We start from the raw sequence: 19,926 nt of genomic DNA on the forward strand, positions 1-19,926 counted from the left end.
AAACAAAGCCGAATAAGGTCGAACAGGATTGAATTAAGCCCAAAGATTGAGTAAAAACTCCTCGTCTTTTCTGAGAGAGATGAGTTTGTATTTTAGTTCGTAAATTTCTTCCCGACTGATTTCTTTTTTCCAACGAAGTTCTCTCTTTAGAGTTTGTAATCTTTGTTGGAGATTCAACAGCTCCAAAATAGTTTCGTCTAACTCAAATTTGTATAAATTCGTAAAGAGGGAATAAATCTGACCTGGAATGTCCATCATCAAAAGCTCGGAGACGGAGAGATCATCAATAATTTTGATTGCCCATACATGCAATGTGAGTGTGCAAATTCTTTCTAATTGGGAAACTTCTTCTTTCACGTTGCGTGAAACCTGCTGTTTGAAAAAACGAATTCTTTTTTCCAAATAACTACTTAGCTCTTTTTTGGGGATGGATTTGTCTTTGTATCTTTTCCATTCTGATTGGAGAGAATCCCAGATTCCTTCTCCATAGAATACAGAGGCATTTTCCAGCAATTGGATCGATCCCGGTTCGTGAATTTTAAATCTGTGACGCAGAGAATCTGCATCTCCTGCAATCATATTTACGGGTGCTACAACTTCAAGCTGGTTCAATGTTTTGCTGACACTATCTACAAAACTTGCCTTCATTTGATCAGTTGAATGTGCCAGCAGATAAAAATTGAGATCGGAGGATTCGTTAAAATCACCTCTTTCTCTGGATCCGTAGAAAAGAATATGAAATGGTTTATGGGATGTTATTAGTTCCAGATCATCTAGAACATGTGCGTATAGATTGGGATTAAGTGCTTCGTATTCCATTTTGATTCACTCGAAGAACAATTTCATTCTAGAAAGATTTTCCAGAATGGCTTTAAAAGCCCGATCACGTTCTTCTGTGCCAGGGAAAGGAAGGGATTTGACATTATTTAAATCTTGGTAAATGATTTCTATCGTGGGCTGGCCACTGTTTTTCTTGATGGAAGCTATAAAATCGAGATTAATGACTTCGGATTCTCCTAATTTCAACCACATAAACTAATCTTTGTCGATTCATTCCTAAAATTGTTCAAGAACATTCTTTTGCCTAATCTTTTTTCAGAGATTTTTTTGGTTCTGAGGAAAAAAGGGAACCAAAGGGGAAAATCTGTAACCCCAGCTTTTATGGTTATAGATTTCTTCGAGTTTTTAGAATTTGAACGTGTTTCGAAGCGGCTTTCTTCGGGCGACGCTGAAGTTTCAGTCAGGCTGGTGCAGTCTTTCCTGCAGTGTAGTACCTCTTTCTTAATTTCAAGTGGCTATGATCTGAAAAGGGGAAATCCTAGAATCACCTATTCGACTGTGATTCGAAATCTTTTAGAGGATTCCGCTTATTTTATCTATCATGGTTTTTTCCCGAAGAGCCGGGGGAAGGCAACTCGCACATACCAAAAAGAGGGCCTGGATCTAAAAAAAGTATCTTTTCGTGTCGATGAGAGGTGTTTGATCGAGATGGATTTAATGGCGAGCGCTTTGTCCGTTTCACGTAGCCATTTGCTTGGGTTGTTATTGGAATGGCGGGAAATGGGCTGGTTGGCGATGATCCGTGAGTTTGGAATTGTGAGAGGTACCCCATTTCTCCGCTCCATCCGGCTCACCCAAACATATGACCTTAAAACAGATCATTACCCCGCTTTCAAAACCGAACTTCTCCACAACTCGGACTCTTCATAAGAAAAATGAGAAGATTTTCAGCTTGAGCGAGCAATGGCGAGTAATCAAAAAAGCTCGAGATAATTCGACACATGTTGGTGAAAATAATCCCCAATTCCATTCTTTTCATCAGCCGCTAGTTGATTCATTTCGGTTTCTGCAACAATGAGGTAGCCTTTATAAATTCCTTCCCAACGAAGATAAACCTTCGCAGGCGAGATGTCTCTAATGAGTATGGTGGCTTTTCTTCCTTGCCAAGAAAAATAGGAAACCTTTGTGGTGTTTGTTGAAGGTAGATCGGAATTCAAATAAGGAAAGGATCTTTGGTTATCCTGATTGGTAGAAGAAATTTTAATCCAGACAATTTCCCCTGCTTTCGGATCTTTATATTCTATTTTATAAAAATTCCCACTTTCGTGCAAGCTTCCGGATTCCAATAATAAAAATTCCCTTTTAGAGAACCAAACGGAATCATAAGTTAATCTAAGTTTTGTGATCGGCTTTGCTGTTAATTGTCTGCTATCGTTATGATTCTCCTTAAGGTCGTTCGTTTCGGATATTTCCGATGGTTGAGAAGATTTACACATTGCAAGAAAAAACAAAAATGATACCGCAAATATTGGCAATCTAATGAGTAACTTCATATTCCCCTCCATTGAAATTTTTAAACAGATAGGAACTTTCTTTCTTTTCTATCAAATAGTTCGGTCCGAGCAATACTTTCCCACCACCACCAGTCAAATCTTTCACATAGTTGGGAACAGTAAGTCCCGACATTCTTCCTCGAATATCATACATTAGGCGAATGCCGTCTTCGATAGGAACCACAAAACCCGAACTACCGTAAACTTCGTCACATTGGTGCAAATAGTACGGTTTGATCCCAAATCTAACTAATTTGTAATTTAGCTCTTCCAGAATTTCCACAGTATCATTCACATCCTTGAGTAGAACTGACTGATTTAGAAGTGTTACATTCCCTTTCTGAATCAATTTCGTGACGGCTACTTTTACTTCTTGGGTAAGTTCTTTCGGGTGGTTGAAATGAGTGACAATGTACAATGGAAAATATTTGGAAAAAATCCCGCAAAGAGAATCGGTGATTCTCATCGGCATAGTAACCGGGTATCTCGTATGAATTCTCAAATGATTGATATGATCGATTGCACTTAGTTCACCAAGTAGATAATCAATATGTTGGTCGGAAAGAGTCAAAGGATCCCCACCGGAAAGTATTACTTCTTTGATCTCGGTATGATTTCGGAAGTATTCCAGAGCCTCTCGCCATTCCTCTCGATTCGGAGTTTCTGTAGGTTTGGAGACTTTTCTTTTCCTCGTACAAAATCTGCAATAAACAGCACAAATATGGGAAATATACCAAATGGCCCTATCCGGGTATCTATGAGTTACTCCTTTGATCGGCATATGTATTTGCTCGGCCAATGGATCTTCCCACTCATTTTCAGCACGGACTAACTCACTCGATCTTGGTAATACTTGTTTGCGAATGGGACAAGTCGGGTTCGTGGGATCGAGCAGTGAAAGATAATAAGGAGTGATTGAAAACGAAAATTGTTCCTGCGCAGCTTGGAAAACGGATTCTTCTTCCGCTGAAAGGGTAATGTGGTTTTTCAATGTGGCAAGATCGGTGATTCGATTTTGCATTTGCCACATCCAATCTTCCTGGCTCATCTTATGACCATACTTAGATTGACATTATGGCAAGTCCCCTGGATTTTGTTTTACGAGATTGAAATTATGACATTAGGCATTACAGAAGTTAAGAAGGGCATGATCCTTAAAATCGAAAACGAACTTTATTCCGTGGTTAAAACCGAATTCGTTAACCCAGGCAAAGGATCTGCGTTCATTCGTACCAAACTAAAGAACGTTATCAAAGACTCTTCCATAGAAAGAACATTCAAAGCTGCGGAAAAACTAGAAAGTGTTGAATTGGAAAAGAGAAAGATGCAATTCTGTTATGCAGACGGGGACGATATCATTTTCATGGATGTGAATGATTTTGAACAAATTCCTGTTTCAAAGGATTATGTAGAAGATATTCTTCCTTTCATGAAAGAAGAAACTCCGGTAGAAGTTTCTTTTTACGAAGACAAACCGATCGGGGTTATCCCTCCCAACTTTGCAGTATTGGAAGTCACTTACGCAGAAGAGGGACTCAAAGGAGACACAACCGGTCTCGCACTGAAGAGAGTCACTGTAGAAACAGGCGGGGAAGTCAATGTCCCTATCTTTATCAAACAAGGGGATATGGTGAAAATTGACCTTCGCGACATCACTTATGTGGAGAGGATCAATAAATAGGATTGGGTGACCAAAGTTTTATTGGAGAGCTGGTTCGACTCTCGCAGTTGTATTACCAAAGGCAGTGGATGTTTGCCACTGCCGGCAATCTATCTGTAAGGTCTGAAAAAAAACATTCCTTTTGGATTACCGCTTCAGGCAAACACAAGGGAGAATTAAACAACAACGACTTCGTCGAAATAGACATCTCTTCCGAGTCTATGATTTCAACGACAGATGGAAACAAACCATCTGCAGAAACTTCTATTCATCATTCCATATACAATCATCTCCCTGACGCAAATTCCATACTTCATGTTCACACTCTCGAATCAAACTTACTTAACTTTCAACTAACTCCTGAAGAAGGTTACCGGTTGATTCCGATCCCTCCTGTCGAGATGATAAAGGCTTTTGGAATTTGGACGGAGCGGCCTAATTTGCAAATGGCAACTTTTTATAATTTTGGTGAAGTGAAAAAAATCGCGGATACCATTTCCTTATTTTTGAACAAACATCCCGATTATTCTCTTCCCTTTGTCTTAGTGGAAGAGCATGGACCTACGGTTTGGGGAAAAACAATTACCGAGGCCAATCGGCATTTGGAGGCAGTCGCGTTTCTTTTTCAAGTAATGGCTCATCATAAATGAACAAATCCAAAAAAATATTTATTTTTGGCGCAGGATCGGGGATTGGGCAGGCGGTTTTTAACGAATTCAATTCGGATTCTGCGAACAACCAAAAGATAGAAGTATACGGTTTTTCAAGAAGAGGGCAAAGCCTATCAAACGAATTTATACCAAATACCAACCACAAATTCGACCTTACATCGGATGCGGATTTCGATCTTTGGGAAGCAACCTGGCAAAAAGAGTGGAAATCCTGGCAATCGGGTAAAGAGGAAACAGAATTTGTCGTCTACTTTGCGCAAGGTGACGGTATTTTTTCACCTGTCGAAGATATAAATCTGATTGAAATTCAAAAACATTTTAGTTTGAATCTATTTTCTTCTATGAGAGTATTAAAAATTATGAGTCCTGCTTTGAAGTCATCTCTTCCCGCGACAGTAGTTTTTTTTACTTCCACGGCTGCAAAGCAAGGATTCCCCAATTCTACAGTTTATTGCGCCTCCAAACATGCTGCCTCAGGACTTGCCAAAGCACTGAGAGAAGAATGGAAACCTTTCGGAACAAAGGTAATCAATGCCTATTTTGGTGCCATTGCAACTTCCATCTGGGACAACCGTCCGGAGTTTTCTAAAGAAGACATGGTCAGTGTGAAAGATGCGGCTATTTTTCTTCGCGATCTAGCTTTTCTTCCTAAAACGGTGTATCTGGAAGAGTTTTATATGACTCCTAAAAAAGGGATATTGTAATTATGGAAGTTCATGAAACAATCATCATATTAACAGGTGGTAGTGGGGGAATCGGCCGGGAGATCGTGAGGTCGCTTGTATTGTCCGGATTCTCCGTTTGGAATCTGGATAAAAAAAGACCGGAAGCCCCTGTATTGCAAGAGACCTTCAGGGAAATCGATTTATCCGAACCATTATTTGTTTTGGAAAGAGCTCTCACCAAGATTATCTCCGAATGCAAGGAGAGCGGTGAGATTTACGGATTTGTTCACTGTGCCGGTTATGGCGGGCCTTATCATAAAATAACGGATGTCAATTTGGAAGAGTGGCAGAATATTTTCCGCATCAATATGGATTCTCTTTTCCTTCTATCCAAATTATTACTTCCAAAATTCAAAGAATCCGAGTTCGGACGTATCGTTTCGATCGCATCCTCTCTGTCTATCGTAGGATCTGCACTATCGGTCGGATATTCCGCTTCCAAACATGCAATGGTTGGATTTACCAAATCCATCGCTGACGAATGGGGAGAATTCGGGGTCACAGCAAATTGCATTAGCCCGGGTTATGTGGACACTTCCATGGGAATCCAGGAAGACCAGATAAAAGGTCATCGCCAAATGGTTATCAGCAAAACTCCCGTTAAGCGAGTTGCAGAACCCGCGGAAATTGCAAGAGTAGTCAACTTCCTGATGCAAAGAGAATCCGGATATATTTCCGGTGCCAATTGGTCCGTAGATGGAGGGATCACTTCCATTTAAGTTATGCGAATCCATCCTCCGAAAGATGCATTTTTATCTATCACCTCCAAAGAAATGATTGGAAGGGCGTCCGGTATTATACTTCAGAAAGAAGCATTGGTGATTATGAAAGCGATCGAGGCTCTTTCCACGAAAGACCAAATCGAAAAAGGAGCACTTTTCCAAATCAACGAATCTTCGGTAGAAAAGTTAAAGATATCTTTGGAAGTATCCATTGAACATCTTTGGGAGTTGATCGATTATGGAATCGTTACACAACTTTTCGAGATTCGTTACAATCATGGATTAGGTTCGATCGACATATATCCGTTTTGTGTCTCTGTCCCTGACGGACTTTCTATTGAAGACACGTTTCATTGTTTGCTTAAAAAATCTTCCGATGCGATTAAAAAGTATGCAATTGATAAGAAACAATTGGGAGAAGAAGACTGGAGATCCATTTTAATAAAAATCTCCGATCCGCAATTTATAAAAGAGGCAACTAACGGAGATGATATTGATCATCTGCTATTGCCGAAAGAATTTCCTTATCCTCCTTCGCCGATCATGCTTAGAAAGTCGAAGGAATTGCTTTTAGAAGAGTTGGATGCCGAGACTAGACTCATCGTTCTTCCCAGCATAGGAATTTTTTCCATTCTTGATAGCCAGGCACAACATTTCATTTCGATTGCGAATGAATTGTTTTTGGCAAAGGTTGAACCGATTGCCAGATCATTTGATCCGGGCTTACGGGATCGTATTGACGAGATGAATGCCGAAATTAAAGAATCGCAAGCTTTCTCGGGCAATCAAGAGATTGAAATCATTAAAAAACGGATGAACGTTTATCTTGCTTATGAAGAGATTTTAAAGGAGAAAGGTTATTTCCTCATAGTCAAAGTAATTCGAAAATTATGCGATATCGCTTCTATTTATCAGGAGAAAAGCCAAAGAACGGAATTGGATAAATTATTGAAAGTTTATCTGACAATGCTTGAAAGCACTTTCGATTTCGATTCCAGACTGCTTCGCATCAACCTGGAAAAAGATACTAAAAACGATATGACCATTGTAGAGCAATTAAGGAAGAATCCGAATGTTCTTTCGGCGGAGTGGTTGGACTCCGAAGCAAAGATGGCTATTTTTGCTTTAAATAACATTGCCAGTCTCAAAGAGATCAATTCGCTTATTTACGAAAACTATCGTTTTACTACGGAATATATACTATATTTTAAGGCCCTCGTTGAAGCCAATGAGGTCGATGTAAAACCGATTTTTAAAGACGAAAATTTTGTGAAAATATACGGAAGAAATTTACAATCGGTATATTTTCATTATATTCCCTGGTTTTATAAATTATTTTATATTTTGGGCGTTACTCCTATTGTTAATAGTGGTTATGCGAAGGCGAAATCCATAATCACCTATGCTCAGATGGATCGTCAGTTTCAATATGAAAAAAGAAGGGAAAGTTTCTTCAGAAAGAAACTAAAAGAACGCGAAGAAAAAATCGAGAAAGATAAAAAAATCCAGAACAAAAGAGTACTTATCCAGGCCATTGAAGAAGCGTTTTTCAGCAAACGGATTCCTCCTACCGTAGAATGGATTCAAGCGAATTATCCTATCTTCAATTTGGAATTATTGGAAAAGATGATGCCTGATTTTGCTTTTCTCAAATTTCCGAATAAACCGCTTGCAGATGACACAATCATTTCTTTTCCAGATTCGGCAGAGTTTGAAGCTAAGAATGCGAAGCTAAAGGGACTATTGAACCGTTGGATACGAAGAGAAGAAGCGTTCGAAGAAAAATACGAATCCAAATTAGTTGAGATTCGTAATGCGATTCATTCCGTACGTTGAACCGGATCAAAACCATTTTTTGAATCTAAAATACAAATACATTGTAATTCCCGTACCTATCATCAGCACCAAAGAATAAAAATATCCCCATTCCCAATCCAGAGAAGGAATGTGTTTAAAGTTCATTCCGAATATTCCGGCGATAAGAGACATCGGCAACATGATCGCAGTCATAATCGTAAGTGTTTTCATAATCTCGTTTGTTTTTCTACTGGAGATTGCGATATGAGCTTCCAGGGCCGACGAAATGGACTCTATGTTGCTATCAACTAACTCCAGTATTTTGATAGAGTGGTCCCTTACGTCCCGAAAGAAAGCGTCTGCTTCATCACTGAAAAAACTGCTTTTGATGGCTTCCACATGTTCCAAAACTTCTTTGTTTTGAATCAGCCATTTTTTCATGCTTTGCAGACTTCCCCGCAAGCTGTAAACATAGTTGATATCCAGTCTTCTTGTGTTATTGAATATTTGATCTTCCAAATGTTCTATCTTCTCTTCAATCTTTTGGACGATTGCCAGAGTATGATCCGTCTCTATATCTAAAATCTTATGAACGATGAATTCGTAACCTTGCGCCAAAATGCGATGATTTGCTTTCCAGTTTTCAATTAAATCGCTGATCGTTTCGCGATAATCAAGAGTGAGCGAGATGATTTGATTTTTCGTGAGAATAAAATTGAAATTCCGCGAAACAATCTGGTTTTTATCCAAATGAAATCCTTTATAAATAAAAAAGATGTAATTCGGAAATTTTTCCAACTTGATTCTACTGTTTGGGTTGAGTATGTCTTCGATGGTAAGGGGATGGATCTTGTGTTTGCGGAATAACAGTGTGAGTTGCTGTTCGTTTTCCGCCGTTATGTGGATCCAATGTTTTCCTCCTTTGGACAGAGGTAGAGGCTTATTGGGAAGAATTTCTTCCTTTGTGGAAGGTGAAAGAATGTAATTCAGTATACTCGCCATTTATTAGCTCACTCCGAAAAATGAATTTTGAATTTGTTTGATTTCGGGTGGGACGATACTGCTAAAAGAAAGTTTTTTGTTTTTATAACTTCCTCCCACTTCCATAACGATTTCTTTCGTTTTTCCGTATCTGGACAGAAGTACTACTATCTTCTCTTTCGGTTGAAATTGTTTTTCCAATTTTTGGAAGCCGGAATGGTTCATTCGTTTTCCGTTGATCGCTATGATTTCATCTTCCAATTGAATATCCGGAGTTATGATATCCTTTCCGTGAATGATTTTCTGAACAAAGACGTTTCCGTTCTTTTCTTTGATTCGAAATCCCAGGTCCGAACTCCAATCGGAGTCCGTTCGGAAAACACCGATCCATTTTAAATATTCTTCTACGGGAATCCTTGCGGGTTTGATCAAATAGGTGTCGAATTCCGGTTTTAAATCCACTCCTGTCGCTTCAAAAGCCGTATCAAAAAACTCCTGTTTGGTGAATCCTCTTTTCTTTTCGATATGAAATTTTTTGTACAAAGCCAGCATGATACTCTGAAAGGAATTCAATCCGTCGGTTTCCTTTCGAATGAACAGTTCCATGCACAAAACAAGGACTCCTCCCTTTGTATAATAAGAGATATTCAGATTATGGCTATTCGCATTTCTTTTGTAAAATTTGTTCCAAGCTGTAAAGGAAGATTCCTCCAAACTCATCCATTCTTCCGCGTTCGTTTCATCTAGTGCAAAAATATCAGTTTGGATTTTGTTTAGGTAATCTTCTTTTGTAATGAAACCGGAGAGATAGAGAAAATAGATATCGTAAAAACTGGTAATTCCTTCCGCGATCCAAAGTTCTTTTGTTAGGTTTGGCCTTTGATAGTCGAAAGGTCCGAGTGCAATAGGTCTAATCCGTTTGATATTCCAAAGATGAAAGTATTCGTGAGCTAATAATTCCAAAAGACGTTTGTATTCCTCTTCGTCATGGATCTGATCAGGGCTGAAAAAATTAATACTGGAAGCCCTATGTTCCAATCCTCCGTATGCATTTTGGCTCAGATTCAAAACAAAAAGATAATATGGATTCGGGTTGTCCCCCATCCAAGTGATTTCCGTAGATGTTATTTGCTTTAGATCTTTTGCTAATTTTTCTTTAAAAGAATAGGGCACATCCCCTTCAATCAGAAGTTCGTGCTGGCAGGACTCCACCTCAAAGAAGACGGAGTTTTTGTTTGTTAGATGGAAAGGAGAATCGAACAATTCGTCAAAATCATTTGCATGAAAGGAATATGGGGAATTGTTTTTAGGAAGCGACGTATACACATTGGAAAATATTTCCGAAACCTGAAATTGGACATCTGCAGGCTGCGACAATCCGTTCTCAGGATAAAGAAAAAAACCGGCAGGGTTGATAAATCCAAACTCAGTGTCCAAATAATTTGTTCTGACCGTATAATCTTCAAATGCATATATGGTATAGGAAACAGTAACTGATTTTTTTTCGGAAAAGACTTTCCACTGATTTAAATCCGTCTGTTCCCAACGAACGGGTTCTTTTGTTTTCGAATTAACGGCGCCAAATTTATGTAAGTGGGTAGAATAATCCCTGATCATATAGGAGCCCGGTGTCCAAGCAGGCAAAACAAGATTTATCTCTTCTTTATCGGATTCTATCCTGAGGTTTACTTCATAGTAATGTTTGTGTAAGTCCTTGATTTTTACTAAAAAGGAAAATTCTTCCTTGGACTCTTTTTCTTTTTCCACTGGAACCGGATTTGATTTTTTTTCCTTTGCCATTTAGTGCAATGTTTATGTAATTTTCCCATTTTGCCAAATGTTTTCTTGATACTGAAAACCGTTTATAATTTAAACTTTTGCAACACGTCCTCCAATCTTAAACTAATATTTGTCATGTGAGAAGAGTTTCCGGTCATTCCTATAAATGCAAAGGATCGGGGAAACTGCTGAGACCTAGTTTATTCCCGTCAGGATCCGAAAAATAAATTGTGAATTCGGTTCTTTCCCGGATGGAGACTGAATTTAGAAATGATTTCCAATTTAGCCAATTCTTTTCCTTGTAAAGAAAAACCAGAGCGCGGGGAGATTCTTTTTCTCCCTCTTCTATCATAAGAATCGTATCTGAAATTTGAAACCAAACGGACCGGATTCTTTCGGAATCCGAATATAGGTTTTCTTTTAAAAACACACAATCGGGGATTTTTTTGTAAAAATCTCCCAGATCCCGAACAGACTTAGTACCAATCGCAATGTGATGTATCATTTTTTTGTTTTCAAATCCATTTCCTTGAAGGATTGTATCAAGAAACATAAATCCTTGGAGATTTTCATGAAAAAATTACTTGTTTTTGCTCTCTTTTTGGGCCTTTCGCTCACAAATTGTAAATCGAAAGTTTACTCTCAAGAAGAATGCGATGCGGCTCTTACTTCAGCTTTCGTAGCAATTGAAGAAGAAGCAAAAAAGAACCCGCAAGCAGCACCGTTACTTGCAGGATTACAACAAGGCAAGATTAAAATGGTTGAGCAGTGTATGGAAGGAAAATTCGATCCAAACTGTTTGAAAAGTTCCCCAGGTCTTGCAGGCATTATGGGTTGTGTAAAAAAATAACCTGATTTCTGTGACCTCTAGGCTTCGCCTCGAGGTCACTTCTCTTCTTCCTCTAAAATAAAGCCTTCGGGCTCCAAATAACATCCGTGCAAACGATACGGCCCCGACTCATAAAAAAAGATTTTCTGAGCATACTGTTTTCCCTGCAATATGCATCTTTTGCATAGATAGGGAAGGATGGCCCAATCTTCACATTCTTCCGGGCGAAAGGCAGGCCAAACTCTCAGAAGAGGTTTGGAAATTTCTTCTTCTTTTGCCATATGATCTGTCACAGACCCGAAAGTACATAGAAGAAAGATGATCCAAATTCGTTTCATTCTATTTAATGTATCGGGGAAATCACCCGTTTCCAGCATGGAACTATCATGGATTGGAACTTAAAAATAAAAAAAGAAGCGCAAGGAGCAATTCTCGTTCTTATAGGAGCGATTCTTTTTTCTGCCAAGGCCGTTGTCGTCAAACTGACTTATCAATATCCTTTGGGCGCACTCACTTCCTTATTTTTCAGAATGTTATTTGCTTTTCCTTTTTTGATTTGGATTGCATTGTCGGAAGAAAAAAAATTAGGCCCTTCCAAACTAACAAAAAAAGAGTGGTTCTCCGTATTTTTTATGGGCATTGTGGGGTATTATCTTGCCAGCTTATTTGATTTTTTAGGGTTACAATACATCACTGCAGGACTGGAAAGAATCATTCTTTTCGTTTATCCTACGTTAGTTGTTATCCTGTCTTTTTTATTTTTGAAAAAGAAAATCCGTTCCAGGGAAATATTTGCGCTTTTACTCACTTACGCCGGTGTTGCCATCGCATACAGTCAGGACTTGAAAGTAGGAGCAGCCGAGGATGTTTCTCTCGGTGCATTTTTTATTCTATTGAGTGCATTGACATATGCAATCTATCTGATGGGGACAGGATCGTTGATTCCGAAATTGGGGGCAAAACGATACACTGCCATAGCACTTGCGATTTCATCTTTGGCGGTATTCATTCATTTTGCGCTTTTTGGAAAGTGGGAAGAGTTAAATCAGCCTTTGTCTCTTTATCTGCTGACCTTTTTTATGGGAACGGTAAACACTGTTCTCCCCGCAATTTTTGTTTCGGAAGGAATCAAACGGGTGGGTTCTAAGGAAGCGGCGATCATTGGATCTGTCGGACCTATGTCAACTTTGTTTCTAGCATATTGGTTTTTGGGCGAAAAGATTACTTTTTTCCACACAATAGGTACATTTTTCGTTTTATTTGGAGTCTTTTGGATTAGCTCTGGAAAAAAAGAAAAAGTTCTGAATGATTAGGAAATAAATTTTCGTTCATTTGTTGATCGATGTAGGGGATAATAAAGGCAAAAGCTAGGGTTTTTTGCTAAGGTGCACTAAATTATGAAACGAACCGGATTTATATTTTTAATCGTATTTGGTATTATTCTAAAAACGCAAAACCTACAAGCTCAATTTACTTGTGAAGGAAAGTCTTGCGCTTATCTGCCCTCCAGCCTCACAAGCCTAACCAACGATACATACTATCGTTTTCAAAAAGAATATTTGAACGAAGTGATGAAGACGAATACGGAGGCGGGATTTCTTGCCAACCTAGGCGGCTCCATTGTCGGTACGGGTCATGTTAGGCGATTTCAGGTAGGGGTGGGAGTTTCCGCCGCAGGTTATAAAAAAGACAATATAACCGTAGGCGATACCGGTTTGAAACTACCGGAACTTCCCAACGTAGGGGGATCGATCATTCCTTCTTTCAATTTGGATTTCAACCTGGGATGGATTCTGGGATTTGACGATCAGCATTATATGCGCAGGTTTTCGGTTTATTTGCATGGAGTGAACTCCGCCATTTCTCAAAAACAATTGGAAGGTCTTTCCAATAATAAAAACTACGAAGGTCGCATAACAATTAAAAGTTACGGAGGGATGCTTCGTTACCAGGTTTTTGAGAAGGTTGGATTTTTAGCCAATGTCATTACATGGAATGGGGTGAACCTCGGAGTCGGGCATCATGTAATGAATGAAAATTTCAGTCTCAGTTATTTGGAAGGGAAAGCGGCAACGATCGAAACAAACGGCGTAAAAGGAAAGTGGGGTGGTGATACCAATTTTGAATACCAAACAAAAGTTAGAACCACACATGTGGATCTTCGCACCGGAATCGGTTTATTCTGGTTTTTAAATGTAATTGTAGGTGGTGGATATAGCTGGAACTCGGGCGATAGTCAGATTTCTCTTTCCAGAACGGGACCTTTTTTGATCCAAACAGCATCCGCTAGCATCATTGACCTGCCTCGGGAATACCAAAACCAGATCAGTCCCGCTTTACTTTCTGCAAGTGACTCGGGTACTTTGGGGCTTTCTGCGCACGGCAGCGGCAATTCCAGAAGAAAGATTGGCTATGGGATCGTTGGCTTGGAAATCGACGTATTTTTGTTTAAAATCATAGCTGAAGGGATCTACGGTGGCCAGGATTTGTATTCGGGGAATCTGGGTGTGAAAGTTTCTTTCTAGTTTTTTTATTATTTCCTATCCATTATTTTATCTTAAAAATCGTTAAATTTTATTTCCCATTCTCTTTGGATTTAGAGACTGGGAAGTAAGTATGTTCAAACGTTTTTCTCGCAGCTTCTTCCTTCTTACAGAAATCATAAATCTCATCATCCTGATTCCATTTGCCTTTTGGTTTGTGGTTCATTTTATAGAGCCGACTCCCACTCAGCTCAAAATCTTGTTGGGAGGGATCATTGCTGCCGTCATTGTCGCCCAGATATTACAGTTGTTAGTGAGTGTGCAGTTAAAGCCGATCAAAATCTATCTGGATCTGCTGGGAGAAGGTAAGGAAATCCCGATTGAGATATTCCTAAATGCAAGGAACAGGCTGGCGAATTTTCCTGCTCGAATAGTCGTAGTTAGTTCCTGTCGGTGGTTTTTCGGAATGATCATTGCCTCCGGTCCTTTTTTTATGGCGGAAGAATCTACCGTTTCCCAAAAAGTGAACTTTGGCGGGATTCTGATTTTCACAGCTATTATCAGCATTCTTATCACATACATTGTTGCGAACATCCTTCTTCGAAATTTATACATGAAGGAGTTATTCGTTCCTCCCCGAAATTATCACGGGGAGAGTTTTAAATATCAAAATCTAAGAGTTTCATTGCCTATTTTGATTTCTGCAATGATGCAGCTTCTCTTGATCGCACTCGTGCTCATCAGTTTTAATTCCACTAAGAACGCAATAGACAGTGCATTTCAAAATCAATTGTCCAATATCAATTCGAACAATTCGGTTATTATCGAAGGCTATTTCAAATCCAGAGAGACTGACATTCTTGATTTTGTTTCCAACAAACAGGTCATCCAAATAGCAAAAGAAAAACGATGGAAGGAACTAACTCCTTATTTGCAAAAAATTTATAGTGATCCTATGGCATTGTATGAAAATAATTTTGTAGGATCCGCAGAAGGGATTGTTGTAGCGAGTAGATTGCCGACCGGTTTAGGTAAAAATCTGTATGATGGGCCAGCCGAAGCAGATAGCTTTAAATTTACCAAAGACCAACAGGCGGTTTTCAGTAAGGCATTTCGTTCTCCGGTCACACAAGAATCCGTGATTCTGTTGACGGCTCCCATCAGAGACGAATCGGGAGAGGTGATTGCAGTTGCAGGATTTCCTTTTTTTGCCGGAAAATTCGTGCAATCCGTGGTCGGCGGGCTTAAGTTAGGTGGGAAGAGTGGATATTCTTTGCTTTTGGATCGTGATTTCGTCGCGATTTGGCATCCCAACGAAAAATATACTTTGTATGATTTCAAAAAGGAATCTCTTGCAGATAGGATTTTGAATGCTTCCGAAGATTCATTTGTAAAATATTCGTTTAACGGCTCTCACAAAGCATTGATGCGACAATACAATGAAAAATATCAATTTTACTTCGTAACAACCATCGGTGTGGATGAAATAGAACACAATGCGATTATTTCGATGATTTGGCTTTCCGTCATAGGAATTTTGAGTTCTACGTTTATCAATCTATTTGTCATCTTGATCTTGAAAACCAGACTCTCCGGTTTGTCTACCGTCGAAATCATTTTGGAGAGAATCAAAAAAGGCGATTTAACTGAAAAAACCCATCCTGATTCGGTTGATGAACTTGGTAAATTGCAAGAGGGTTTGAACAATACGATCGATCAGATTGCGGACGTAGTGGGTGCAAACCAGATGATCTCGGAAGATTTGGCGTCATCCGCCGAACAAATGTCAGTTGCCTTGGGAAGTCTTTCCGCAAATGCCCAAACACAGGCTGCATCTGCGGAAGAAATTTCTGCATCCATTGAAGAAATCTCCGCCGCGGTTCAAAATGTAGACGCTCAATCGGATGTACAGGCACAGAAAGTGGAAATTCTGAAAACTCAAATGAATCACTTGTCCAATATCATACAGGCAATGGGAAGACAGGTTGGAAAAGCCTCGGAAGATGTGACTGAAATTACAAATGAGGCGCAGAAAGGACAGGCTTCTTTGGATTTTATGCGTAATAGCATTACAAAGATCAGCGAGAGTTCTCAGGAGATCGGGAGTGTGATAGAAATCATCAACAATATTTCCGAACAGATCAACTTGCTTGCGTTAAATGCTGCAATCGAAGCGGCAAGAGCCGGGGTTTACGGAAGAGGGTTCGCAGTCGTTGCGGACGAGATTGGCAAATTGGCTGATAAAACGGCCCAGTCAATACAAGACATTGATTCTTTGATTCAGGCCAATGAAAAAGAAATTACCAATGGAACGGAAACCATTGAGGCTACGATTTCTCTGATTCAGGCGATCATCAAAGGTGTGAATTCATTCCAGGATTTGACTCATTCTATCGAGTCCAACACTAAGGAACAATTGGCGATCAACCAGAAAGTGATTACGGAAGTGGATAGTGTGAATGAAATCAGCAGAGGCATCAAACTTTCCATGGAAGAACAAAAGATCGCAATCGGTGAAGTGGCTCAGGCGATTTTCAGTATTAATGATCTGACTCAATCCACTGCAGCAGGTTTGGAAGAAATGACCGCTACATCCAACGGAATGGCGAATTTGGCGGAAACTTTAAAACGGAAAATTAATTTTTTCCAATTGAGTAAATCGGTTCCTTTGTTTCGTAAATCATAACATCGACTAAAAAACCCGAAGATTAATCTTCTGAAATGGTTCGGTTTTAAATGTTGCAGAACTAATTAGAACCATTCCCATTGACCTTTAGGTTCACTGGAAATGAAATTATACAAACAATATTCTCTTAGAATCCTTTTGGCTACGCAAGGTCTTTCCCTTGGGGTAGTCGTTCCTCTCGGTACGATCTTTGCTTATTTTTTGATCAAACCGACCAAAGAACAATTCATAACGATCTTAATTTCAATCCTTGCTGCTTCGGTCGCTGCTCAAGTAGTTCATTTCGGATTTATCGCAAAGTATTTAAAAGAAGTAAAAAACTATCTGGTTCAAAGGGAAAATGGAGAAACCATCTCTTCCGAAACCTACCTGAAGGTATGGGACACTGCAGCCAGAATTCCCATTATATTTGCCATAGGCGGAGCGGTTCAATGGATCATCGCTGCCATTATCATTTTAGTTCCTTTCCTTTTGATGGATGTAACTACAAAGACACAAGCATTCTATTTTGAAAACATAATGATCTTTCTTGCTTTGATCAATATTCTTTTGGCATTTGTAGGAGCGGAAGCAGCATCTCATTTTCTGTTAAAGAAAGATGCGTTCGAAAGAGGATTTGCAGAAAAGGAAAATCCTTTTTATCGAAGATTGGGCAAAAGCATTCCCATCATGTTTTGTCTCTCGATCATCATGCTCAGCGACGTATACATGATGGTTTCTTTTAAGATCAATGCCAATTCCCTGGAAAAGGCATATTCGAACCAACTTTATAATTTCAACTCAAGCAATGAAGCCGCCATGAGCGTGTTATTCGAGTCACTTGAAATCAGTATCACCGAATTTGCGGGAAGCAAAGAGGTGAAAGATGCATTTGCCACCAAACAATATGGAAAACTAACACCTACTCTTAGAAGGATCCTGGAAAATCCAGCGAGCTTCATAGAAAATACATTTGTTACCAGCCTGGACGCCGGTTATCCGGTTGTCGCAACGGGTTCTCCCAAAGGGGAGGGTCTTGGATTCAAACTAATCACGAATCCTTTGATCAAAGAAAATATTGATAAAGCCTTAAATGGAGAAATTCATTTTGGAATCGCAGAGGCTTCACCCATAACCAAAAAGATCGTTATTTTTGTTTCTGCACCGGTGAAAGATGATAAAGGCAAAACGATAGGGATCGTAGGATTTCCTTTTCTCATCGGGGATGCATTGAGTACTTTCCTGAAAAATGTTCATATCGGAACCACTGGTTATTCTTTTCTCTTGGATCGCGCCGACAAAATGGTTTGGCATCCGAACCCCAAATACTTGTTATTCGATCTAACCTCCGACCCGAATTTTCAGGAATTGGCGAAAAACGCGGGGGAGACCGATGCGTTTACAAATCCTTGGGAAGGATCTGTCTTTCTTCTTCGTAAAAAATTGAATCCGAAATACGGATTTCAATTTTACTCTACCATTGATTTGGATGAGATAGAGATGGAATGTTATGATGCCTTGGACGGACTAATGTATCTCAGCATCAGCGGTGCACTTGCCATTGCACTGTTTATGTATGTTTTATTTTATTTTCGTTTCAAACCGCTTCGTTCGATTGAAAAAACTTTGGAAAGAATGGCAGAAGGGGATTTACGGGACAATGCCCATTTGCAATCTTCAGACGAATTCGGAAAACTCTCACAGGGTTTGAATCGTACAATCGCACAGGTATCGGAAGTGGTGCAGGTAAATCAGTCTATCTCGGATGATATGGCGGCCTCTGCGGAAGAAATGACAGTTGCATTGAATAGTTTGTCTTCGAATGCACAGACTCAAGCTGCCGCCGCAGAAGAAATTTCCGCTTCCATTGAAGAAATTTCCGCCGCCGTACAGAACGTAGACGCACAAGCGGAAGATCAATTTAAAAAAGTGGAATTCTTGCGCAAACAGATGTCCGAATTGTCGGAGATCATAGAATCCATGGGCAAGGAAGTAGGGGAAGCCTCTGCCGAGGTGAATCATATCACCAACGAAGCCAAAACAGGACAGTCCTCCTTGGATTCCATGCGCAACAGCATCACTAAAATCAGCGAGAGTTCCCAAGAGATAGGAAGTGTGATTGAAATCATCAATAATATTTCCGAACAGATCAACTTGCTTGCGTTAAATGCTGCAATCGAAGCGGCAAGGGCTGGGATTTACGGAAGAGGGTTCGCCGTTGTTGCGGATGAGATCGGAAAATTAGCCGAAAAAACAGCTACTTCCATCAAAGACATAGACGAACTCATTCAAGCGAATGAAAAGGAAATCACTAACGGAACCGTAACCATCGAAGCGACCATTTCTCTCATCCAAAGAATCATCAAAGGCGTGAATTCTTTCAATGCCATGACCGAGTCCATCGAGAGAAATACCAAAAACCAACTAACGATTAATGTAAAGGTAAGTGATGAAGTGGAAAAGGTGAATCAAATCAGTCGAGGCATCAAACTTTCCATGGAAGAACAAAAAAATGCAATCGGAGAAGTGGCACAGGCGATTTTCAGTATCAACGATCTGACTCAATCTACTGCGGCAGGTTTGGAACAAATGACAGCTACATCGAATGGAATCTCCAATTTGGCGGATACCTTAAAGAAAAAAATTAACTTCTTTCATTTGCATAAGTCCTGAAGCCTATTTGAAATAATTTCTTGACAAATTTGATATTTAGAATTTTATACTTGTCTAATGAAAGTTATTAAGTTTATTCTTTTGGGTCTCTTATCCCTCATCTTAGTGTTTCTACTAAGCGGGTTCTTTTTACCTTCGGAATACGGTTTGGAAAGAACGATATTCGTTCAGGCAAACAAAGAAAAGGTTTTCGATCTTGTAAATGATGTGGAGAAAAATCAACTTTGGTCTCCTTGGAGAGCAAAGGATCCGGAAGCAAAAATTACTTTCGGAGAAAAGAAAGCGGGATTAGGTGCCTCTTATAGTTGGGTTGGTTCTGTTTCCGGTTCGGGCAGTTTGACTATCACCAAGTCGGAACCTTTTCAAACAATTGAAAACCATTTGGACTTTGGCGATATGGGAAAGGCCGAGGCTTATTGGAAGTTTTCTCCGAAGGAAAAAGGTATGGATGTTACCTGGGGTTTCACAGGCAAAGCGGAAGGATATTTCGACCGTTACTTTGGAGTTCTGATTGAACCGTTTTTGGGGCCGGATTACGAAGCGGGCTTAAGCAAACTCAAGGCGATTGCAGAAGAATAATTTTTAAAAAATCGTTGTCAAAAGCTGAC

General features: G+C 39.6%; 20 protein-coding genes. 12 read left to right on the forward strand and 8 right to left on the reverse strand.

Annotated elements, in window-relative coordinates; all coding sequences use genetic code 11:
- Nucleotides 1–33: 33 nt before the first annotated feature.
- Together EHS11_RS01120 and EHS11_RS01125 are read right to left on the reverse strand one after the other, a co-directional pair.
- On the reverse strand, nucleotides 34–819 hold the full coding sequence (locus tag EHS11_RS01120) for a hypothetical protein (RefSeq protein WP_135762572.1): 786 nt from the start codon (nucleotides 817–819) through the stop codon (nucleotides 34–36).
- Between the two features lie 6 nt (nucleotides 820–825).
- On the reverse strand, nucleotides 826–1,032 hold the full coding sequence (locus EHS11_RS01125) for a hypothetical protein (protein ID WP_109022266.1): 207 nt from the start codon (nucleotides 1,030–1,032) through the stop codon (nucleotides 826–828).
- Nucleotides 1,033–1,338: 306 nt separating this feature from the next.
- On the opposite strand from EHS11_RS01125, the gene EHS11_RS01130 reads away from it, so the two are divergent.
- Nucleotides 1,339–1,710 (forward strand): DUF1564 family protein, encoded by a 372-nt coding sequence (locus tag EHS11_RS01130; protein WP_167884306.1) that lies wholly within the window; start codon nucleotides 1,339–1,341, stop codon nucleotides 1,708–1,710.
- Between the two features lie 44 nt (nucleotides 1,711–1,754).
- Here EHS11_RS01130 and EHS11_RS01135 read toward each other — a convergent pair whose 3' ends face one another.
- Together EHS11_RS01135 and EHS11_RS01140 are read right to left on the reverse strand one after the other, a co-directional pair.
- Nucleotides 1,755–2,333, reverse strand: coding sequence for a hypothetical protein (locus tag EHS11_RS01135; protein ID WP_135762574.1), 579 nt, complete (start codon nucleotides 2,331–2,333; stop codon nucleotides 1,755–1,757).
- Nucleotides 2,317–3,381, reverse strand: coding sequence for a KamA family radical SAM protein (locus EHS11_RS01140; protein ID WP_135762575.1), 1,065 nt, complete (start codon nucleotides 3,379–3,381; stop codon nucleotides 2,317–2,319). The genes EHS11_RS01135 and EHS11_RS01140 overlap by 17 nt, the downstream gene beginning before the upstream one ends.
- Nucleotides 3,382–3,447: 66 nt before the next feature.
- Between EHS11_RS01140 and efp the strand changes: the two genes are divergently transcribed.
- Genes efp through EHS11_RS01165 form a run of 5 tightly spaced genes read left to right on the forward strand, consistent with a single transcriptional unit; the run spans nucleotide 3,448 to nucleotide 7,947 of the window.
- The gene (gene efp, locus EHS11_RS01145) at nucleotides 3,448–4,014 is read left to right on the forward strand and encodes an elongation factor P (protein WP_135762670.1); all 567 of its coding nucleotides are present in this window, start codon (nucleotides 3,448–3,450) and stop codon (nucleotides 4,012–4,014) included.
- A 2-nt stretch (nucleotides 4,015–4,016) separates the two neighbouring features.
- Complete coding sequence (gene mtnB, locus EHS11_RS01150; protein ID WP_135762576.1) at nucleotides 4,017–4,643, forward strand: methylthioribulose 1-phosphate dehydratase; 627 nt, start codon at nucleotides 4,017–4,019, stop codon at nucleotides 4,641–4,643.
- A complete protein-coding gene (locus EHS11_RS01155; RefSeq protein ID WP_135762577.1) occupies nucleotides 4,640–5,368 on the forward strand; it encodes an SDR family NAD(P)-dependent oxidoreductase in 729 nt (242 codons plus the stop codon). Before mtnB ends, EHS11_RS01155 begins: the two co-directional genes overlap by 4 nt.
- A 2-nt stretch (nucleotides 5,369–5,370) precedes the next feature.
- Nucleotides 5,371–6,108 carry an SDR family NAD(P)-dependent oxidoreductase gene (locus EHS11_RS01160; RefSeq protein ID WP_135762578.1) on the forward strand — a complete coding sequence of 246 codons (738 nt, stop codon included), beginning with the start codon at nucleotides 5,371–5,373 and terminating at the stop codon, nucleotides 6,106–6,108.
- A gap of 3 nt (nucleotides 6,109–6,111) precedes the next feature.
- Nucleotides 6,112–7,947 (forward strand): hypothetical protein, encoded by a 1,836-nt coding sequence (locus EHS11_RS01165; RefSeq protein WP_135762579.1) that lies wholly within the window; start codon nucleotides 6,112–6,114, stop codon nucleotides 7,945–7,947.
- A 6-nt stretch (nucleotides 7,948–7,953) separates the two neighbouring features.
- Here EHS11_RS01165 and corA read toward each other — a convergent pair whose 3' ends face one another.
- The 3 genes from corA to EHS11_RS01180 form a co-directional block, all read right to left on the reverse strand.
- Nucleotides 7,954–8,910 carry a magnesium/cobalt transporter CorA gene (gene corA / locus EHS11_RS01170; protein WP_135762580.1) on the reverse strand — a complete coding sequence of 319 codons (957 nt, stop codon included), beginning with the start codon at nucleotides 8,908–8,910 and terminating at the stop codon, nucleotides 7,954–7,956.
- 3 nt (nucleotides 8,911–8,913) lie between these two features.
- Nucleotides 8,914–10,689, reverse strand: coding sequence for a M61 family metallopeptidase (locus EHS11_RS01175; protein ID WP_246047491.1), 1,776 nt, complete (start codon nucleotides 10,687–10,689; stop codon nucleotides 8,914–8,916).
- 139 nt (nucleotides 10,690–10,828) lie between these two features.
- A complete protein-coding gene (locus tag EHS11_RS01180) occupies nucleotides 10,829–11,173 on the reverse strand; it encodes a VOC family protein (RefSeq protein ID WP_135762672.1) in 345 nt (114 codons plus the stop codon).
- 66 nt (nucleotides 11,174–11,239) lie between these two features.
- Here EHS11_RS01180 and EHS11_RS01185 point away from each other — a divergent pair, with 66 nt between their 5' ends.
- Nucleotides 11,240–11,518 carry a TIGR04454 family lipoprotein gene (locus tag EHS11_RS01185; RefSeq protein ID WP_135762581.1) on the forward strand — a complete coding sequence of 93 codons (279 nt, stop codon included), beginning with the start codon at nucleotides 11,240–11,242 and terminating at the stop codon, nucleotides 11,516–11,518.
- 35 nt (nucleotides 11,519–11,553) lie between these two features.
- On the opposite strand, the gene EHS11_RS01190 is transcribed toward EHS11_RS01185, so the two are convergent.
- The gene (locus EHS11_RS01190) at nucleotides 11,554–11,778 is read right to left on the reverse strand and encodes a hypothetical protein (RefSeq protein WP_246047502.1); all 225 of its coding nucleotides are present in this window, start codon (nucleotides 11,776–11,778) and stop codon (nucleotides 11,554–11,556) included.
- Nucleotides 11,779–11,883: 105 nt separating this feature from the next.
- Here EHS11_RS01190 and EHS11_RS01195 point away from each other — a divergent pair, with 105 nt between their 5' ends.
- The 5 genes from EHS11_RS01195 (at nucleotide 11,884) to EHS11_RS01215 (ending at nucleotide 19,897) form a co-directional block, all read left to right on the forward strand.
- A complete protein-coding gene (locus EHS11_RS01195) occupies nucleotides 11,884–12,810 on the forward strand; it encodes a DMT family transporter (protein WP_135762583.1) in 927 nt (308 codons plus the stop codon).
- Nucleotides 12,811–12,894: 84 nt separating this feature from the next.
- The gene (locus EHS11_RS01200) at nucleotides 12,895–14,022 is read left to right on the forward strand and encodes an Lsa36 family surface (lipo)protein (RefSeq protein ID WP_135762584.1); all 1,128 of its coding nucleotides are present in this window, start codon (nucleotides 12,895–12,897) and stop codon (nucleotides 14,020–14,022) included.
- A 91-nt stretch (nucleotides 14,023–14,113) separates the two neighbouring features.
- A complete protein-coding gene (locus tag EHS11_RS01205; protein WP_135762585.1) occupies nucleotides 14,114–16,666 on the forward strand; it encodes a methyl-accepting chemotaxis protein in 2,553 nt (850 codons plus the stop codon).
- A gap of 102 nt (nucleotides 16,667–16,768) precedes the next feature.
- Nucleotides 16,769–19,318, forward strand: coding sequence for a methyl-accepting chemotaxis protein (locus EHS11_RS01210; protein ID WP_135762586.1), 2,550 nt, complete (start codon nucleotides 16,769–16,771; stop codon nucleotides 19,316–19,318).
- A 57-nt stretch (nucleotides 19,319–19,375) separates the two neighbouring features.
- The gene (locus EHS11_RS01215) at nucleotides 19,376–19,897 is read left to right on the forward strand and encodes an SRPBCC family protein (protein ID WP_135762587.1); all 522 of its coding nucleotides are present in this window, start codon (nucleotides 19,376–19,378) and stop codon (nucleotides 19,895–19,897) included.
- The last annotated feature ends 29 nt before the right edge of the window (nucleotides 19,898–19,926 follow it).

Source organism: Leptospira ilyithenensis (assembly GCF_004771005.1).
Taxonomy (GTDB): domain Bacteria; phylum Spirochaetota; class Leptospiria; order Leptospirales; family Leptospiraceae; genus Leptospira_A; species Leptospira_A ilyithenensis.

Excerpts from the sequence above, each read along its gene's own strand:
- EHS11_RS01185 (WP_135762581.1), top strand. The coding sequence starts at position 11,240 with ATGAAAAAATTACTTGTTTTTGCTCTCTTTTTGGGCCTTTCGCTCACA.
- EHS11_RS01160 (WP_135762578.1), top strand. The coding sequence starts at position 5,371 with ATGGAAGTTCATGAAACAATCATCATATTAACAGGTGGTAGTGGGGGA.
- EHS11_RS01125 (WP_109022266.1), bottom strand. The coding sequence starts at position 1,032 with ATGTGGTTGAAATTAGGAGAATCCGAAGTCATTAATCTCGATTTTATA.
- EHS11_RS01200 (WP_135762584.1), top strand. The coding sequence starts at position 12,895 with ATGAAACGAACCGGATTTATATTTTTAATCGTATTTGGTATTATTCTA.
- EHS11_RS01155 (WP_135762577.1), top strand. The coding sequence starts at position 4,640 with ATGAACAAATCCAAAAAAATATTTATTTTTGGCGCAGGATCGGGGATT.
- EHS11_RS01190 (WP_246047502.1), bottom strand. The coding sequence starts at position 11,778 with ATGGCAAAAGAAGAAGAAATTTCCAAACCTCTTCTGAGAGTTTGGCCT.
- corA (WP_135762580.1), bottom strand. The coding sequence starts at position 8,910 with ATGGCGAGTATACTGAATTACATTCTTTCACCTTCCACAAAGGAAGAA.
- EHS11_RS01210 (WP_135762586.1), top strand. The coding sequence starts at position 16,769 with ATGAAATTATACAAACAATATTCTCTTAGAATCCTTTTGGCTACGCAA.
- EHS11_RS01165 (WP_135762579.1), top strand. The coding sequence starts at position 6,112 with ATGCGAATCCATCCTCCGAAAGATGCATTTTTATCTATCACCTCCAAA.
- EHS11_RS01215 (WP_135762587.1), top strand. The coding sequence starts at position 19,376 with ATGAAAGTTATTAAGTTTATTCTTTTGGGTCTCTTATCCCTCATCTTA.
- EHS11_RS01180 (WP_135762672.1), bottom strand. The coding sequence starts at position 11,173 with ATGATACATCACATTGCGATTGGTACTAAGTCTGTTCGGGATCTGGGA.
- EHS11_RS01135 (WP_135762574.1), bottom strand. The coding sequence starts at position 2,333 with ATGAAGTTACTCATTAGATTGCCAATATTTGCGGTATCATTTTTGTTT.
- efp (WP_135762670.1), top strand. The coding sequence starts at position 3,448 with ATGACATTAGGCATTACAGAAGTTAAGAAGGGCATGATCCTTAAAATC.
- EHS11_RS01175 (WP_246047491.1), bottom strand. The coding sequence starts at position 10,689 with ATGGCAAAGGAAAAAAAATCAAATCCGGTTCCAGTGGAAAAAGAAAAA.
- EHS11_RS01205 (WP_135762585.1), top strand. The coding sequence starts at position 14,114 with ATGTTCAAACGTTTTTCTCGCAGCTTCTTCCTTCTTACAGAAATCATA.
- EHS11_RS01140 (WP_135762575.1), bottom strand. The coding sequence starts at position 3,381 with ATGAGCCAGGAAGATTGGATGTGGCAAATGCAAAATCGAATCACCGAT.
- EHS11_RS01195 (WP_135762583.1), top strand. The coding sequence starts at position 11,884 with ATGGATTGGAACTTAAAAATAAAAAAAGAAGCGCAAGGAGCAATTCTC.
- EHS11_RS01120 (WP_135762572.1), bottom strand. The coding sequence starts at position 819 with ATGGAATACGAAGCACTTAATCCCAATCTATACGCACATGTTCTAGAT.